A 17,664-nucleotide genomic window follows, 5' to 3' on the forward strand; every position below is an offset into this window, starting at 1 on the left:
TCAGAACGGAACCCGCCATGTCGTCAACCGCGCCCAGCGCCCGTCCGAAAGGATCGGGCAACCGGGGGACCGGGGTCCTGCTCCGGATCCTGAACTGGATCGAGTGGGTGGGCAACAAGCTCCCCGACCCCTTCTGGCTGTTCCTGCTGCTCGCGGGCATCGTGCTGCTGCTCAGCTGGATCCTCTCCGCGATGGGCCTCAGCGCGCTCAACCCCGCCACCGGCGAGACCGTGGCGGTCACCAACCTGCTGGCCCCGGACGGGCTGCGGAAGATGGTGTCCGAGTCCGTCACCAACTTCGTGGAGTTCCCGCCGCTGGGCCTGGTGATCGTGGTGCTGCTGGGTGTGGCCGTGGCCGAGCAGTCCGGCATGCTCTCCGCCGCGCTGCGCGGATCCGTGGCGCGCGTGGGCCCCAAGTGGCTGACGTTCGTGCTGGCGCTGACCGGCATCACCGGCTCGATCGCCTCTGACGCCATGTACGTGGTGCTCATCCCGCTGGGCGCGCTCGCGTTCAAGGCCGCCGGGCGCTCGCCCGTGGTGGGGCTGATCGTGGCGTTCTGCTCGGTGGCGGCCGGCTTCAACGCGTCCCTGCTGCCCACGGCGTCCGACGCGCTGCTGGGCGGGATCACCACCGCGGCCGCCGGGCTGATCGACAAGAGCGTGCTGGTCACCCCGGTGTCCAACTACTTCTTCACGTTCGTCTCCTCCCTGGTGCTCGCGGCCATCATCACCGTGGTCACCGAGACGGTGCTCTCCAAGCGCGGTGAGGCGCTCGCCGAGGACACGGACACCAAGCAGCAGGACATGGGCGACTTCAACGACATGCGCCTGAAGCCCCGCGAGAAGCGCGGACTGCGCAACTCCGGGATCGCGTTCGTGGTGATGCTGGCCATCTACCTGGCGCTGCTGCTGATCCCCGGTTCCCCGCTGCGCGCGGAGGACGGCTCCATCCTGATGTCCCCGTTGCTGCTCAACGTGGGGATCGTCATCGCCATCATCTTCGCGGTGGTCGGCTGGGTCTACGGCCGGGCCGCCGGGACCATGACGCAGGCCCGCGAGGTCCCCGAGGCCATGGCAAAGGGGCTGGCCGGTGTGACCCCCGTGCTCGTGCTGTTCTTCGCCGCCGCCCAGTTCACCGCCTACTTCCAGTGGTCCGGGATCGGGCCCGTGCTGGCCGTGTACGGCGCGGACTTCATCGGCTCCCTGGGCCTTAGCCCCGTGCTCACGTTCGCGGGCATCGTGGTGATCGTGGCCGTGATGAATCTGCTCATCACCTCCGGCTCCGCCCAGTGGACCCTGCTGGCCCCGGTGATGGTGCCCATGCTCATGCTGCTCAACGTCTCCCCGGAGATGACCCAGGCGCTGTTCCGCATCGGCGACTCCCCCACCAACGTGATCAGCCCCGTGAGCCCGTACTTCGCCCTGGTGCTCGGCTACCTGCGCCGCTACCAGAAGGAGGCCGGTGTGGGCACGCTGATCTCCCTGGTGCTGCCGGTGTCGATCGCCATGCTCATCGGCTGGTTCCTGCTGTTCGTGGTCTGGTACCTGCTGGGCCTGCCACTGGGGCCGCAGGACCTCTGAGCCCGGGCGGCGCGGCGGCAGGACGACGACGCTGCGCCGCCCCCTCCGCGGCCCTCGCCTTCCCTGCCGGAGCGCCTCCGCGGCACCCTCGACGCCCCTGGCACGGCGGGGCCACCGCGTCCACCACGCACGAACGCCCCTCCCCGGGCGAGGGGAGGGGCGTTCGGTGTCACCGCGGTGGGCGGTGGCGGGTGGGGATCAGTCGTTCGTCTTCACGGTGATCTTGTCCCCGGACACGGTCACCGTGCCGGAGGTGGAGATGCTCGTGGTGGTGTCCCGGTCCTTCCACTTGGCGGGCTTGTCCTCGTCCCACTGGTCGTTGTACTGGTAGTCGAACCGTGCCTCACCGGACTTCCTGGTGGTGAAGGTGGTCTCGCCTCCCAGGGAGGACACCGAGTAGGTGGGGTAGCGCTCGATGGTCCAGGAGGGGTTGCGGTAGTCCTCCTCGTCCCCGAAGATCGGATACCCGAACGCGCAGCCCTGCGGCTCGAACTCGGACTTCTTGGCGCACGTGTCCAGCGAGGCGTTGAGCTGCTTGGTGAGGTCCTGCTCGAGCGCCGGGGTGTAGGACTGGTCGAAGCTCATGGCGGAGCTCATGGGCTCGGACCCGGCCCGGATCTCGGCCACCTGCTGACCGCCGTAGCTCACGTACTTGCTCGCGGAGTCGATGCCCACGGCGTAGTCACCGGGCAGCGCCGTGAACTGGGTGCTGTAGGACTGGTCCTGGGCGTCCACCGGCACCTTCTTGTCGTTGACGGTGAGCTCGCTGACGCCCGCCGGGACCTCCACGCTGAACGTCTGGTACAGCGGGATCCCCGCGGAGCCGTCCACGCGCCAGGATTTGAACAGTCCGTTGCGGGAGTCGCTGACCATGGGCACGTCCACGGGGGTGGTCACGCCGTCCTGGGTCACGGTGGCGCTCACGGTGGCGTGGTCGCCGTCGATGCGCGTGTCCTTGATCTCGTAGGAGGAGATCCGGTGCTGCGCGGCGCCGTACACCTCGTTCGTGAGCAGGGCGCGCTGGGCGGTGCTCACGTTCGGGTCCGCCACGTCCGCGACCGCGGAGGCCTTGCCGTCCCTGGCGGACTGCAGCAGGTCCTCGGCCTGGTTGTCCGGGCCGAACACGGTGCGGCTCAGGATGGAGAACACCACCGCGGCCACCACGCCCAGCAGGATCAGGGCGCCCACGACGACCGCGATCCACCGGATCCGCTTCTTCTTCGCGGGGTCCATGGGCGTGCGCTGCGGGGGCAGGCTCGCGGTGTGCTCGGCGTCGTCGTACGTGGGCAGCACGCGCGTCTGGTCGCCGGGCGCGGTGGCGTCCCGCTGGGCGCTCACGGTCTCCTGGGCAGGGTGCTGCGCGGACGACGCCGCTGCGTCACCTGCCGGGCCCGCGGCACCGGGCGCCGCGGCGTCGCCCTCCCGGACGGTGCCCTGGGCGGGAGCGGTGCGGGCGGCGGCCGCAGCATCCATCCCGGCGGCGGAGGCCACCACGGCGGCGCGGCCGCGGGCCCGGTCCGAACCGCGCAGCGCGCGAGTCAGGGGAGCGGGCAGGGAGTGCATGAAGGCGGGTGCCACGAAGCGCGCGAGCAGCTCGATGGCCGCGCCCCACAGCAGGAACACCAGGCAGGTCCACCCGGCCGGGCGCATGCTGAAGCCCGCACCCTGGGATCGGCTGGAGCCCTGCGCGGCGTAGCCGCTGACGGTGAGCAGCCACATGAGCAGCAGCCCCAGCAGGAAGTATGCGACGGGCAGCACGGCCCACGCGAACGGGTTGCGTGCCACCCGCTGGTCCACGGGGCGCACGTGCGCCCACGCAATGGCCGCGCAGACCACGGACACGAGCGCCAGCAGGATGCACAGCACCACGGCCCACGCGGGCACGGTGCCCTCGGTCCACAGGTAGAACGCGTGGGAGCCGCCGGTCAGCTCCGTGAAGGAGACGGCCGCACCGCCCGCGGTCAGCGCGGAGAGCAGCGAGAGCACGAACAGCCAGCCCACCGCGATCGGCAGCCAGAACAGGGCGGAGAACCCGGCCATGGCGCCGCCCTTGACGAACGCCCAGATCAGCAGGCCCAGCCCGGCCACGGCACCGAACACGCAGAACTGCACCACCACGGGGCGAAGCACCTGCAGCACGCCCGGAGCGGTGCGTTCGGCGCCGATCACCACGCGGCCGGGGGCGGTCTGCGTGGAACGGGAGGCGAGTACGGAGGCGGTGGTCAGCAGCCCCACCATGAACAGCACCAGGAACAACCCCGGGCCCACCGCGGAGATCCGCACCTGGACGCTCGAGTAGAACACGGGGATGTCCAGGCGCAGCACGGTGATGGCGGTGACGATCAGTGCCAGGGCACCCCAAACCACACCGGCCACGGCGGCCATGACCCACTGCACGGCGCGGGTCTCCACGCGCGTGCGGGACGTGAGGGCGCGCGTGACGGACCACGCCGCCGCGATCCCGCAGGCCAGGGCGAAGTACTGCGGCACGGTAACGCCCGCGGTGCCGCCCTCGCCGCCGAAGCTCGCGATGACGCGCAGGGGCACCAGCGCCGCCATGGCTGCGAGCTGGAACGGGATGGAGAGGAACCACGCCATGCCGGAGAGGTCCGGGGCGGTGCCCGTGAAGTCGTTGATCTGCTCGTCCACCTGCTCCGTGAGGCTCCCGCTGGAGTCACCCGAGAGCGCGGCGCCCAGCACGGTGAGCACCAGGGCCAGCACGGTGCCGAGCACCATGCCCGCGTAGCCGGCCACACCGGCCACGGCGGGGACCCACCAGTGCCGGGGGGTCATGCTCGCGAGGGCGGCGGGCGGGGTGTACGCCGGGGCGGCCGCGGTCTGGGTGCCGGGTGCCGCCGTACCGGGGGCCGCAGCGTTGGGCGCTGCGGCGCCGGGTGTGCCACCCGGTGCTGCCCCGGGGGCCGCGGTGGACTCCTGGGCTGTGGGTCCCGTGGTGGAGGGCCCCGTGGTAGTGGCCGGGTCGACGGGGTGCTCCGCGTCGTCGCCGGCGGGCCCACCTCCGCTGCGGTGGTGCTCCGGTTCCCGGGACGCGCCCGCCGGATCGTGTGCCGAAGAAGGCATGATGTTCTCTCCCCTGGATGTGCAGCCGATGCCCAGAATGAAACCTGAGCAATTCCTGAATATCAGAAGAGGAGTGCCAGGCCGGGGAGGACCTACCGGCAGGAGGGCATGTTTATGAATAAGTCACTACATGGCGGGCCCACGGTTCACGCGGGGTGCGGCCCCTGCGAACCTGCGGGGTACTCCTGCAGCGGCGCGCACGTGTCGTAGGCGTGCTGGATGAGGTCGATGATCCGCCAGCCTTCCTCGGTGGCGTCCGCGCGCACGGTGAAGGTGGGGTCCCCGTCCAGGATCCAGCGCATCACGGAGCCGTACGCGGTGAGCCCGGGCTCCGGCACGCCGCTGGAGAGGGTCAGCCGGTTCATCCCGCGGGAGTCGAAGGGGCTGCCCACGTTCGCCTCCAGCTGCACGTGCTCTTCCTCGAAGCCCACGCTCAGCGCGTTGGGTGCGGTGGGGTGCGGCCAGCCCCGATACTCGTGCGGCGGGCGGCGGAAGGTCACGCGGATGTGCTGGGAGGGGTTGCCGATCGCCTTGCCGGAGCGCAGCGTCACGGGCACCCCGTTCCAGCGCCAGGTGTCCACCTCCAGGGTCACCTGCACGAAGGTCTCGGTCTCCCGCTCCGGGTCCACGTCCTTCTCCTGCGCGTAGTCCGGGACGTCGTGCCCGCCGGTGGTGCCCGCGGTGTAGCGGCCGCGGACCACGGGGGTGATCCCGGGGTGCTCGGCGGCGTGCATGGTGGAATCCTCGTCCCACAGCCGGGTGGCACGAAGGATGTGGGCGGTGTTCGCGGGGACCTCCACGGGGTCGAAGCGGGAGGGCGGGTCCATCATGGTCAGGGCCATGACCTGCAGCAGGTGGGACTGCAGCATGTCCCGGGCGGCACCCGTGGAGTCGTAGAACTCGCCGCGGCCCTCCAGCGCGAGGGTCTCATCGAAGACGATCTCGATGGACGCGATGTGCCGCCGGTCCCAGATGGGCTCGAACATCCGGTTGGCGAAGCGCAGTCCCACGATGTCCAGCACGCCGGGCATGCCCAGGAAGTGGTCCACGCGGAACGTGTGCTCCTCGTCCACCAGCTGCGCCACCTGGGCGTTGAGCGCCCGCGCGGAGTCCAGGTCCGTGCCCACGGGCTTCTCCAGGGCGAGGTACAGGTCCTCGGGCAGCGCGTCCAGCTCGGCCAGGGCCGCGCACGCCTTCTTGGTGATCGCGGGCGCCAGCGCGAAGTACAGGCACACGGGGCCCTCGACGTCGTCGAGCAGCTTCTCGAGGTCCGCTGCCTCGGTGACGTCGCACGAGACCCAGCGCGTGTTCTCCCGCGCGTGGTCCACGGCGGGGCCGGTGGTGTCCACGGACGAGAACGCCTTGGCGACGGTGTCCTCCCAGGTCTCCGCGCGCACGTCGTCGTCCGGGCCGAGCGGACCCGGGAAGTCGTCCCGGGCGGAGCCGATGACCGTGATCTCCCGCTCGGGCTGCATGGCCAGCAGCGAGCCCAGCCCCGGGAGCAGGAGGCGCGCGGTGAGGTCACCGGAGGCGCCGAGAATCACAAGGGTCCTGATGTTGTCCATGGGATCAGGGTAGGTGGTGAGGTGGAATGCGGGGTCGCACACTCTTCAGGTCGCCGGCCTTGCGCAGCCCGACTCGAGTCAGCAGCGCCATGCCCTCCTGCATCTAGGTAGAGGTCATCACGATCCCTGCGCCCAGGAGATCTGTCCCCATCAGTCCGCGCTCTTGGCTCTTGGTGTACACCCGGGCGTACTCAATCAGCTTCCCCGTACTCCGAAACCACCTTCTGCCTATCCTGCAACCGACCATCAGTACCCCGACCGGGGCGACCGGCGGAGAGACAGGGCTACGAGACAGGGTGGTGCCCAACACTTCGGCACCGACTCTGGGGGGCATCCCGCGACGACGCACAACCCATCCCTTCAGAACTCCACCAAGGGGTCGGGTCCGCCCACAGCCAACGCGCAAGAACCACCGCAGGGTGAAGCTTGCTGCTACAAGTAATCATATCTGATGAAGCGCCGTGAAAACTGGCCACATGGCCAATTGACACGACTTCATGGGTGTGTATAGTTTCCGTCACATACCTAGCTTGAGGGGTCATAATGCTTCTGAAGAACATCGGCAAAGTAAAGATTTTGACTGCAGGAGCACTATCCTGCGCACTAGTCGCAGGGACTGGTTCGGCTGCCCTTGCGGAGCCTGGGCAGAGCAATCTCAATGAATCAGAAGTCAAGGCCATGGAGCATGCAATCACCCAATCCTTGCCCACGGGCAAGCTTGCGGAAAACTCTGGCCTCTCTTCAGGGGCTGTTTCGAAAGATTCACCTAACCAGATCAACCTTGACGGCGCATCTCTGTCAATCCCCCTCGACAGCAATTCAAAGCATGGCACCTCGTCAGATGATTCCCTGGTGGTGTCGGGAGATTCCACAGACTACATGTTCCGAGAAACTAAAGACGGGGCACAAGTTCTTTTCAAGATCGATTCCCCTAAGTCATCTCATGAAAAAACTTTCACAATCTCAGGCGACAAAGAGCTCGTTTCATCTGAAGCCCTCGGCGCTGACACCGGGGAAGTTTTTGTGAAGAACTCAGATGGAAGCATGCATAGTTCGTTCGATGCTCCGTGGGCCTACGACGCCAACGGCAACAGTGTGCCCACGCACTTCGAAGTGAGTGGTAATAAGCTGACGCAAGTTGTCGAACCAACTTCCGAGACCGCCTACCCAATTGTTTCTGACCCCGATTGGGGAAAAATTGGGATGTGCGCGGGGACAATCGCAGGAAACGCGGCCCTGTACATCGTCCCTGGTGGAATTGTGGGAAAGCTCCTGATCAAGACGAAGTCTATTCGAAAAGCTGCAGAAATTCTTGTGAGGACTCTCAAAGCGAAAAGCTACAATGATAAGCTGAAGGCATTGCGTTCGCTTGCCTTTGGGCTTGGCGCTGATCTCACTGGGATTGGAGCAATCGCAAAGGCGTGTGGGTAATGCGGACAAGCTCACTAGCAAGAGTGGCAATAGCCCTACTTTTCGTTGGAATTATTTCTATAGGGCCATACTCCCTAATCCATAATGATTTCATCCTTGGAGCTGGTGCTGTAGGTTTCTTGATAGTCCTTGTTCTTCTAATCCCCACAGCTAAGAAGAGCAGTAGAGGTTAATTGTAGGTGGCGACCCCTCCCCTCGGAATTCCGAGGGGAGGGGTCGCCACCTATAGAACTCAAGGGCAAAGGAGCTCGCTGTGCTCACACTCAGTATTTCTGCCCTTCAGCTCTTCCTCAGTTCCTCGTGTGGTCTTGTTTTTGACGGGACTTACCGTTCAGCCTGGGAGGGAGTGGGGGAGCTGAAGGGCAGGGTGATGCCTTAGACGCTCCGGGGTACACCTCCGGTGGAGGAGGGTGTGTGGGGAACGTCTAAGGCATCTTGAACACGTGCGGATCAGCCCGGTCGGTCGGTCGGTCGCATCGGTTGACCACCTCGTGGGTGGTTGAAGAAGGCCCACGGCATTACTCGTGGGCAGTGGCGGCATGTGCGCACAGCTCCGGTGCTCGTCTCGTGGCAGGGCTGCTGTCCACGAGCGGCACTGTAGGGCTTGGCACTCCTTCGCTGTCCAGGTCTTGCGATCCCTGGTGACGGCCCCCGGCTGTGCGCTCGGCAAAGGGAACCGGCTCTGACCCGGGGAGCACCGCTTCTCAGGCGGCTGGTGATGCTGGTCTACGGTCGCATCTCAGACCGACACCAGGTCTTCCATTGCTGGTGGCTCCACTTGAAGCCGTTGGCGCGGGGCCTTCCGCTTTTAACCCGGATCGTTCACGACGCCGCGGAGTGATCGGCGCGTAGAAGCACGGAAGCGCCTGCACAGCAGGGGAAACTTGTGACTGCGATGTCCCAAGTTCTCCGAGTTGGAAGGCGCTCCGTAGGTGAAGCGTACTTCGTGGTCGACGGGTCTGTCCGTGACGGCCGAAGGTGTCGGCGTGGTGGCTCACACGGGCAGCATTATGACCAGGCTCCTGGCCGACCGGACCGGCCTGACCGACGAGCTGTTCAAGGCGATGACCCGCCGCAACTTTGTCCCTGGTCACGACCGGGGTCGTGTCCTTGCTGACGTGGCGGTGATGCTCGCCGACGGTGGCGAGGCGATCGCCGCCATCGACGTGCTGCGGCACCAGGCCGGTGTCCTGGGCCCGGTCGCATCGGCCCCGACGGTGTGGCGCACGCTGAAGTCGATGACGGCCGGTCGACGGAATCAGATCGCGGCCGCCCGTGCTCGGGCCCGGCGCCACGTGTGGGCCCAACTGCCCGGCGGCATCCCGGCGTCCAAGGTCGCCGGGGTCGACCTCGCCGACGTCATCGTGCTAGACATCGACGCCACGATCGTGATCGCGCACAGCGAGAAGGAGAACGCGGCCGCCACGTTCAAGCGGCCCTTCGGCTACCACCCGATCGGGGTTTGGTGCGACAACACCAGTGAGTTCCTCGCCGCCAAGCCGCGGGCAGGCAACGCCGGCTCGAACACCACTGTCGACCACATCGAAGTGCTGACCGAGGCGATCGCCCAGGTCCCCGGCACTCACCACAAGAAGTTGCTCATCCGCTCCGACGGCGCCGGTTCGTCCCACGGGCTACTGGACTGGCTCACCGAACAGGGCACGGTCCGCGGCCGCAGCGTCGAGTGCGGCGTGGGATTCGCGATCACCGGGAAGCTCCGCGATGCCATCGATCTGGTCCCGAAGAAGGTCTGGACCCCAGCACTCGATGCCGACGGCGGCGTTCGTGAGGGCGGCGACGTCGCCGAGCTGACCGGCCTCATCGACCCGAAGGTTCTCGCCAAGTGGCCAGCCGGGATGCGGGTGATCGTGCGCCGCGAACGCCCCAACCCCGGGCCAACCTGACCGCGTGGACCCGCCTGCTCGGCTACATCGGCGACGCCGCCACGTTGGCAACCTGCGAGCCGAAGGCGTTGCGCTACCGCTTCTTCCACGTGCTCGCCCGACTCGCTCACAGCGCACGCCGACGTCGCCTCAGGATTCCGGAGTCGTGGCCCTGGGCAGCCGCGATCGTCGCGGTCTTCGCGAACATCGCCGCCATCCCGCAACAGGCCTGACCTGGCCCGTCCGCCCCCGATCACACGGCTCCGACACGGTCCCGACCGCCGTCATGAAAGACCGGGGCTAGCCCTGGGCCTCGCCGAGGCGCGCTTCGGGTGTGAGCTCGGCGCGGAGACCGCCGCCGGTCGCAGCCCGTGCAAGAGCGCGACCCAGCGCAGGTGCCTGCTTGAACAAATTGTGACCGGCCACGAAGAAGACAGAGCCTGCCTCCCACACGGCCACGCCGTCCTCACTCCACGGGAGGTCGGTCACCCAGCAGTGGAGGAAGTCGCGCGGCTCTGGGTGGAGACCGGGCAGCGCCCGTGTCACGTATTCGCGTGCGCGTTCGTCCAGCGATCGAATCGCCGCCGGGTCGATGAAAGTTCCGTCGTCGCGGACGCCGACGGTGTCGCTGAGTCCGACCGAATAGCTGCTGTTGCCCGGTAGCGGTGTCGCGTAGACGCCGACTTCGCCGAAGACGCCGCTGCTGTCCTGCAGGCACGCGACTCGTGCCGGGGCGGCGGCTTTCACGTCGAAGGTCAACCGCACGTGTGCGGCGAGGCGAACCGGCAGCGACAGGCCGACGCTGCGTGCCAGGCGGGCGGTTTCGCGGCCGGCGCACACGACCACCTTGGAGTAGACAGCCCGGTCGGTAACGCTGCGCACCTCGACCGTCCCGTCGGCGCGGGGATCGATGGAGATGACCTCACTGGTGGTGACCACATCAGCTAGGGCGCCCGTGAGTGCCGTGATTGCGGCGCGGGTGCGGATCGCGCCGCCTGACTCATCGAGCACCGCTGGCCCCGAGTACCCAGCGAGCAGCGGCATCCGCTGGGCGACCTCGGCCGCGTCGATCTCGTGCGCTTCCACGCCGCCGACCTGGTCGAGCACCCGCAGCCGCGCCAGGGCGCTGTCTCCGATCGCCAGGACACCGTCTGATGAGACCAGCTCGACGTCGAAGTGTTCGGCCCACTCATCCCATATGCCGCGACTTTCGCGCGCGAAAGCGACGAGTCGCGGGTCGTCGTGGGCATGCCGGAAGATCCGCGACTCGCCTGCGGACTGACCCGCCCCGGGCAGACCAGCCTCGTACAAGCGCACCGGCACGCCCTGCTCCTGCAGCGCGTACGCCGTCGACAGACCGACGATCCCGCCCCCGATCACTGCTACCTCGGGTGAACGCGTCGTGGCAATGCCGTCGTCAGTTCCTGTCATCGCGGTTCCTCGATCTGTTGGTGATTAGCGATAGGCCGCAAGAGAAGGGGCCGCTGCCACGACGTCAGCGGGCCGTGTAAGCCCGAAGTCACCGCGCGCAGCGACCCCTCCTCTCTGGGCCAGTACTCCCGGTCTGTGGTGTCAGGCGGGGAGTTTGGAGCCCAGGACGTCGAGCTTCTCGATCGTGGGCTCGCTGAACAGTTTGCCGGTCTGCTCGCCGAGAGCGGTCGCAACTGCGCCGGACAGGTGCGCGTCGCGGCCGGCGTCGTCGGGGAACACGTCGAAGATCCCGAAGGAGGACGGGCCGAGACGGATCGCGAACCACGCGACGGTGGCCGGTTCCTCCTCAACGAGCCCTCGCCCGATGCCGAGGAATTCCTGGACCTCGTCTTCCTTGCCGGGCAGAGCCTCCAGCCTGACAAGCAGTCCCTTAGTCACGCTCATAACATCACCTCTTCCTGGGTCGAATTGCTCGCAAATTGCGTCACGATTGTATCGCAGAACACAGGCAGGTGATCGGGCGAGCGGCTGGTGATCAGGTTCCCGTCCACCACGACGTCCTGGTCGACGACGTCAGCACCGGCGTTGCGCAGGTCCGTGCGGATGCTCGGGAAGGACGTCAAGGTGCGGCCTTCGACCACACCGGCCTCGATTAGCGTCCACGGCCCGTGACAGATCGCCGCAACGGGCTTGCCGCTTTCGACGACCTCGCGGACGAAGGAGACCGCGTCGGGGTCAACCCGGAGGTGGTCGGGGTTCACCGTGCCGCCCGGGAGAAGCAGGGCGTCATAGTGGGTGACAGAGGCGTCCGCGACCAACCCGTCAACGGTGAACGTGCCTGCTGCATCCAGATCGTTCTCACGCGTCTGAATCTCACCGTCATGGATCGACAGCACCTCGGTCTGTGCGCCGGCCCGCTCCGGCCGGGTCCAGGACGCCGCGCGGCTCATGCGCACCACGGTGGGCTTCGCCTCGGACCTCGGTCTGCTCTCCGAGGAGTACGACGCCGCACGGGGGCGTCTGGCGGGCAACTTCCCCCAGGCGTTCAGTCACTTGGGGCTGATCCGCGCCGCGGACGCCCTGACCGCCGCGCTCGCGTAGCCGGGCGGCGGCGTCGGCCCGTCGCGCTCGCGTAGCCAGGCGGCGTCGTCCCGCGGAACGGAGCAGGCCCACCCCGGTGCGGGATGGGCCTGCTCTGCGGTGACGGTGCGTGCCGCACCCGACCGCGGGACTAGGCGGCGGGTGCGGCACGCACTGCTCAGCGACCCCCGGTGAGGGTGGTGGTGTTGAGCATCAGGTTGGGTGATCCGTTGACGTGGTCGATGGTGCTGGGGGTCGCGGCGCTCTTGAGCGCGCGCTCCACCTCGGCGACGCTCGCGGTGGGGTGCTGCTGCAGGTACAGGGCAGCGGCGCCGGCCACGTGGGGTGTGGCCATGGAGGTGCCGGAGATCGTGTTGGTCCCGGAGTCGCTGGACGGCCACGCGGAGGTGATGTCCGTGCCAGGGGCCAGGATGTCCACGCACGAGCCCCAGTTGGAGAACTCGGAAAGCTGGTCGCGGCGGTCCGTGGAGCCCACGGTGATGCCCGCGCTCGCGCGGGCCGGGGAGAAGTTGCACGCGTTCTCGTAGTCGTTGCCCGCGGCCACCAGGGGCACCACGCCGGCGCGGGACATCCGTCCGATCGCGTTGTCCAGGGCGGCGGAGGCGCCGCCACCCAGGCTCATGTTCGCCACGGACGGGCCGTTCACGTTGGAGGACACCCAGTCCATGCCGGCCACGATACCCGCGGTGGAACCGGTGCCGTCACAGCCGAGCACGCGCACGGGGACCACGTTCGCACCCTTGGCCACGCCGTAACTGGAGCCCGCGGTGGTGCCGGCCACGTGCGTGCCGTGACCGTTGCAGTCGTTGCTGCCCCGGCCGTCCTCGATGGAGGTCACACCGGAGGCCACGCGGCCCCGGAACTCGGAGTGGGAGGCGCGGACGCCGGTGTCGATGATGAACGCGGTGACGCCCTGGCCGGTGGCGTTGTAGGAGTAGGTGCCGTTGAGCGGCAGGTCCTTCTGGTCCGCGCGGTCCAGGCCCCACGTGGCGCCGTTCTGCGTGGCACTGGCCCGCACGGTCTTGTTCTTCTCCACCACGGCCACGCCGGGATCCGCGTCCAGGGCCTTGACCTGGGCCGGGGTCAGGTCAGCGGTGAAGCCACCCAGGTTCTTGAACTTCTGCTTGACCTTCACGCCCTTGGACTGCCACTTGTCCGCCTGCTTCTGCGTGGTGCTGGCCACCGCGCTCTTGGCAGCCGCGCTGGTGGTGGCGCCGGACGCCGAGGCCGGCATCTCGAGCATGACCACGTACTCGCCGCCCGTGACGTCCAGGACCTGAGCCTGCTGGTTGATGCTGTTCCCACCCGAGGCCGGGGCTGCGGGGGGAGCGGCCACGCCGGGGGAGACGGTGCCGAGGACGACTGCCGCTGCAGCCGCCGTGGCGAGGATCGTGTTCTTTTTGCTCATGGGGGAACCTTCGATCGTGGGTCGGGCGAGAGCCAGAGGGGGTCTCAGGAATAACAAGGACAGGCCGGTGAGTGTGCGGCAGCACGGAGCCTGCGGAGTATCACATGCGCACCCTCTCGACGTGTTCGCCGGTCACCGCAGATCAGAGGCGGGTCGCTGAGTGCTTCTTCACCGTAATCTGACTGTTATCCGCAAAACAATGGCCATCTGGCCACTCTTGCTGGCCGGTCGGCCATTCTTTTTCTGCGCAGCCGTGGTGTGACGCATTTGCCAATGCTCATGTGTAGGGGGATATTTCCCGCCGCCCACAGCATTCGTTATCACCTAGTACGCCGTACGGCGCAGCGCAGCTTGCGCGGCCCTGGCGGGCGCAACCAGATGTAGTGGTCAGAGGAAAAGAGCAGCCCACGTGTAGTAGTGGTGCTGCGCCGATCGAAAGAGAAGACGTGATGGTGAGATGAGCGCGAGCCTCGCAAGGCCGCCCTGCAATTCCAGGACCTCGATCCGCACGACTCGCCCGACCCGGTCTATTCCTCCAGCGTTTCCGAGAACACCCGTCGACGCGTGGAACGGCTGGAGCGGGAGGCCGTGCGCATCCCCCTGCGGCCACGGGCTGAGGGGATGATCCGGGTCTCCCGCCCGTACGTCCTGGTGCTGCCCACGTACGGCGGCGGGGAGCGTTCCGGAGCCGTCCCCAAGCAGGTGGTCCAGTTCCTCAACGACCCCGTCAACCGCTCCCTGCTCCGAGGGGTCATCACCTCGGGCAGCACCAACTTCGGGGAGCACTACTGCATTGCCGGGCCCATCGTCTCCGCGAAGTGCCGCGTGCCGGAGCTGTACCGCTTCGAGCTGCTCGGCACGGACCGGGACGTCACCCGTGTCACCGAGGGGCTGCGCGAGTTCTGGTCCGCGCAGCCACCCCCGCCCACCCACCGGAAGGACACCGGGTGAGCATCACCGCACCACCCTTGTCAGTACAGCCCGCACCCCCGGGGGATCGGCGAACGCCAGGACCCCCACGCGCTGAACGCACAGCTGAACCTCTTCGCCCCGGACGGCTCCATCCAGTTCGATAGGGACCGCGAGGCGGTGGCGGCCTACCTGTCCCAGCGCGTGGCACCCTGCAGGCGGCACTTCAACTCCGTGCGGCACCGGCTCGAGTGGCTGATCCGCCACGGGTACTAGGAGGTGGCCTTCCTGCGGTCCTACGAGCCGGACTTCATGGTGCAGCTGCACGAGCGCGTGAGCCGGGCCGGGCACCGGTTCCACACGCTCCCGGGGGCGTTCACGTTCTACACGTCCTGAGCCCTGACGAGCTTCGATGCTCGCGGCGATGGCGGCGCTCCACGCGGCCCTCCTTCCAGAAGGTTGCCCGCCCCCGGGCGCCCACGTACCGTGGGGTCGTTTCGTGCGGGCCCACACGCCTCGCGCGATCGTACGACTCCCGGCCGCTCATCCGTGCCGCCGGCGGTGTTCGACAGTGGGGAGATGTGGCCGTGGCGCTCAGTGCTCTGGATTTGTTCTCGGTGGGAATCGGACCGTCGTCCTCCCACACCGTGGGTCCCATGCGGGCCGCCCGGCTGTTCGTGGCGGGCCTCGCCGACGACGCCCTGCTGGGCTCCGTGACCCGCGTGCACTCCCAGCTCTTCGGCTCCCTCGGCGCCACCGGGTGGGGCCACGGCTCGGACAAGGCCGTGGTACTGGGCCTCATGGGCGAGGACCCCGAGACCGTGGACACCGACCACGCGGACGAGAAGGTCGCGCTCGCGAGTGAGAAGGGCGAGCTGCTGCTGGGCGGTGAACACCCCATCGCGTTCGATCGCGCGCAGGACGTGGTGATGCACCGCCGCAAGTCCCTGCCCACCCACCCCAACGGCATGAGCTTCACCGCGTACGACGCCGCCGGTGACGTGATCCGCGACAGCATCTACTACTCCGTGGGCGGCGGGTTCGTGGTGGACGACTCCAAGAGCAGCGCGGACAAGATCGTGGAGGACACCACCCCCGTCAAGTACCCGTTCAGCACGGGCGACGAGCTGCTGGCCATCTGCGAGTCCGCGAACCTGACCATCGCGCAGGTGATGGCCGCCAACGAGCTCTCGTGGCGCCCCGGGCAGGAGACCCGGGACCAGCTGCTGCACATCTGGTCCGTGATGCAGGAGTGCGTGGAGAACGGCTGCACCCGCGAGGAGAAGACCCTGCCCGGGGGATTGAAGGTGCGGCGTCGTGCGCCCGAGATGCGCAAGCGGCTGCTGGCCAAGGAGCCCGGCAACGACCCCCTGTACGGCATGGACTGGGTGAACCTCTACGCGCTCGCCGTTAACGAGGAGAACGCGTCCGGCGGTCGGATCGTCACCGCCCCCACCAACGGTGCGGCCGGGATCATCCCCGCGGTGCTGCACTTCTACACGCGCTTCATGAAGGACGCCTGCGACGACAAGATCGTGGACTTCCTGCTCACCGCCGCCGCGATCGGGATCGTGATCAAGGAGAACGCCTCGATCTCCGGTGCGGAGGTGGGCTGCCAGGGTGAGGTGGGCTCCGCGTGTTCCATGGCCGCGGCCGGGCTGTGCGCCGTGCTGGGCGGCAGCGCCCGCCAGGTGGAGTGCGCTGCGGAGATGGGCATCGAGCACAACCTGGGGCTCACGTGCGACCCCGTGGGCGGGCTCGTGCAGATCCCGTGCATCGAGCGCAACGCGATCGCCAGCGTCAAGGCCATCAACTCCGCGCGGCTGTCCATGCAGGGGGACGGTATCCACAAGGTCTCCCTGGACCAGGTGGTCAAGACCATGCGCGAGACCGGCGCGGACATGAAGATCAAGTACAAGGAGACCTCTCGCGGCGGCCTGGCCGTGAACGTCATCGAGTGCTGAGCCCCCGCACACCCCATCACCAGAAGGACCCCTCAGCCATGACCGCAGCCCCCTCCACCCGACCTGCCGAGACGAGACCGGTGCTGCGGGAGATGTCCTTCCTCGACCGCTGGCTGCCCGTGTGGATCCTGGTGGCGATGGCCGCCGGGCTGCTGCTCGGGCGCTTCGTCCCCGCCCTGGGTGCGGCACTGGAGTCCGTGACGATCGGCCAGGTGTCCCTGCCCATCGCGGTGGGCCTGCTGGTGATGATGTACCCGGTGCTCGCGAAGGTCCGCTACGACGAGACGGCCCGTGTGACCGGGGACCGGCGGCTGATGGCCCTCTCCCTGCTGCTGAACTGGGTGGTGGGCCCCGCGGTGATGTTCACCCTGGGGTGGCTGCTGCTGCCGGACCTGCCCGAGTACCGCACGGGGCTGATCATCGTGGGCCTGGCCCGCTGCATCGCCATGGTGCTGATCTGGAACGACCTCGCGTGCGGTGACCGGGAGGCCGCCGCCGTGCTCGTGGCCGTCAACTCCGTGTTCCAGGTGCTTGCGTTCGGCCTGCTGGGCTGGTTCTACCTGCAGGTGCTGCCCGCGTGGCTGGGCCTGCCCACCACGTCCGCCGAGTTCTCCGTGGGGGCCATCGTGGTCTCGGTGCTCGTGTTCCTGGGCATCCCGTTGCTCGCGGGGTTCCTCACCCGCGTTCTGGGGGAACGGGCCAAGGGGCGGCAGTGGTACGAGGAGCGCTTCCTGCCCAGGATCGGACCGTGGGCGCTGTACGGGCTGCTGTTCACCATCGTGGTGCTCTTCGCCCTGCAGGGGGACGCCATCACCTCCCAGCCGTGGGACGTGGTCCGGATCGCGCTGCCCCTGCTGTGCTACTTCGCCGTCATGTTCGCCCTGGGGATGCTCGGCTCCCGGGCCGCGGGGCTGGGCTACGCCCGGTCCACCACCGTGGCGTTCACTGCGGCGGGCAACAACTTCGAGCTGGCCATCGCGGTGGCCATCGGCACGTTCGGGGCCACCTCGGGCCAGGCGCTCGCGGGCGTGGTGGGTCCGCTGATCGAGGTTCCGGTGCTCGTGGCGCTGGTCTACGTCTCGGTCTGGCTGGGCCCGCGCCTCTTCCCGGGCGACCCCACCGTCCCCTCCCGCTGAGCCCCCTCCCGCTGAACCCTCGGCCGCCACGTTCTCAGGCCGCCCGGCTGCTGCTGCGCACGACGACGACGCCGCGCACCGTCCCCGGGGCGCCGGGCCCGGCCACCGCCCCCGGCGCGTCCCCCTGAGTCGCGTGGCTCTGCGCCGCCGGGTGCGGACCGTTCACGCGCGCGCG

12 protein-coding genes and 2 pseudogenes are annotated in these 17,664 nt (G+C 68.0%); 8 read left to right on the forward strand and 6 right to left on the reverse strand.

The features are described from left to right. Positions 1–17: 17 nt before the first annotated feature. Positions 18–1,580: an AbgT family transporter gene (locus tag KRH_RS00245; protein ID WP_012397122.1), complete on the forward strand. Its 1,563-nt coding sequence runs from the start codon at positions 18–20 to the stop codon at positions 1,578–1,580. Between the two features lie 198 nt (positions 1,581–1,778). On the opposite strand, the gene KRH_RS00250 is transcribed toward KRH_RS00245, so the two are convergent. Together KRH_RS00250 and KRH_RS00255 are read right to left on the reverse strand one after the other, a co-directional pair. Further along, a complete protein-coding gene (locus KRH_RS00250; protein ID WP_012397123.1) occupies positions 1,779–4,661 on the reverse strand; it encodes a hypothetical protein in 2,883 nt (960 codons plus the stop codon). Between the two features lie 146 nt (positions 4,662–4,807). Then, positions 4,808–6,226, reverse strand: coding sequence for a glucose-6-phosphate dehydrogenase (locus tag KRH_RS00255; RefSeq protein ID WP_041297457.1), 1,419 nt, complete (start codon positions 6,224–6,226; stop codon positions 4,808–4,810). A gap of 543 nt (positions 6,227–6,769) precedes the next feature. Between KRH_RS00255 and KRH_RS12160 the strand changes: the two genes are divergently transcribed. Both KRH_RS12160 and KRH_RS00260 read left to right on the forward strand, forming a co-directional pair. After that, complete coding sequence (locus KRH_RS12160; protein WP_012397125.1) at positions 6,770–7,657, forward strand: hypothetical protein; 888 nt, start codon at positions 6,770–6,772, stop codon at positions 7,655–7,657. Positions 7,658–8,589: 932 nt separating this feature from the next. Further along, positions 8,590–9,773 (forward strand): annotated as a pseudogene (locus KRH_RS00260) (transposase). 67 nt (positions 9,774–9,840) lie between these two features. Here KRH_RS00260 and KRH_RS00265 read toward each other — a convergent pair. The 3 genes from KRH_RS00265 to KRH_RS00275 all read right to left on the reverse strand — a co-directional run bounded on the left by KRH_RS00265 (position 9,841) and on the right by KRH_RS00275 (position 11,921). Continuing rightward, positions 9,841–10,971, reverse strand: a complete 1,131-nt coding sequence (locus KRH_RS00265) for an NAD(P)/FAD-dependent oxidoreductase (RefSeq protein WP_012397128.1) — start codon at positions 10,969–10,971, stop codon at positions 9,841–9,843. A gap of 141 nt (positions 10,972–11,112) precedes the next feature. Then, entirely contained in the window at positions 11,113–11,415 is a 303-nt protein-coding gene (locus KRH_RS00270; RefSeq protein WP_012397129.1) for a putative quinol monooxygenase, read from the reverse strand. Next, positions 11,412–11,921 carry a DJ-1/PfpI family protein gene (locus KRH_RS00275; protein ID WP_050738013.1) on the reverse strand — a complete coding sequence of 170 codons (510 nt, stop codon included), beginning with the start codon at positions 11,919–11,921 and terminating at the stop codon, positions 11,412–11,414. Before KRH_RS00275 ends, KRH_RS00270 begins: the two co-directional genes overlap by 4 nt. On the opposite strand from KRH_RS00275, the pseudogene KRH_RS12165 reads away from it, so the two are divergent. Further along, positions 11,884–12,072: pseudogene (locus KRH_RS12165) on the forward strand (glycoside hydrolase family 15 protein); the annotation flags it as partial. The gene KRH_RS00275 and the pseudogene KRH_RS12165 overlap by 38 nt on opposite strands. A 157-nt stretch (positions 12,073–12,229) precedes the next feature. Here the strand turns inward: KRH_RS12165 and KRH_RS00280 are convergent. Further along, a complete protein-coding gene (locus KRH_RS00280) occupies positions 12,230–13,480 on the reverse strand; it encodes a S8 family peptidase (protein ID WP_012397132.1) in 1,251 nt (416 codons plus the stop codon). Positions 13,481–13,963: 483 nt separating this feature from the next. On the opposite strand from KRH_RS00280, the gene nrdI reads away from it, so the two are divergent. The 4 genes from nrdI (at position 13,964) to arsB (ending at position 17,489) form a co-directional block, all read left to right on the forward strand. Next, positions 13,964–14,431 (forward strand): class Ib ribonucleoside-diphosphate reductase assembly flavoprotein NrdI, encoded by a 468-nt coding sequence (gene nrdI, locus KRH_RS00285; protein WP_050738014.1) that lies wholly within the window; start codon positions 13,964–13,966, stop codon positions 14,429–14,431. A 111-nt stretch (positions 14,432–14,542) separates the two neighbouring features. Next, positions 14,543–14,665 carry a hypothetical protein gene (locus KRH_RS12490; RefSeq protein ID WP_229566773.1) on the forward strand — a complete coding sequence of 41 codons (123 nt, stop codon included), beginning with the start codon at positions 14,543–14,545 and terminating at the stop codon, positions 14,663–14,665. A gap of 311 nt (positions 14,666–14,976) precedes the next feature. Next, positions 14,977–16,353 (forward strand): L-serine ammonia-lyase, encoded by a 1,377-nt coding sequence (locus KRH_RS00290; protein ID WP_012397136.1) that lies wholly within the window; start codon positions 14,977–14,979, stop codon positions 16,351–16,353. A 38-nt stretch (positions 16,354–16,391) separates the two neighbouring features. Next, entirely contained in the window at positions 16,392–17,489 is a 1,098-nt protein-coding gene (arsB, locus tag KRH_RS00295; protein ID WP_012397137.1) for an ACR3 family arsenite efflux transporter, read from the forward strand. The last annotated feature ends 175 nt before the right edge of the window (positions 17,490–17,664 follow it).

Origin of the sequence: Kocuria rhizophila DC2201 (assembly GCF_000010285.1) — a bacterium.
GTDB classification, from domain to species: Bacteria; Actinomycetota; Actinomycetes; order Actinomycetales; family Micrococcaceae; genus Kocuria; species Kocuria rhizophila_A.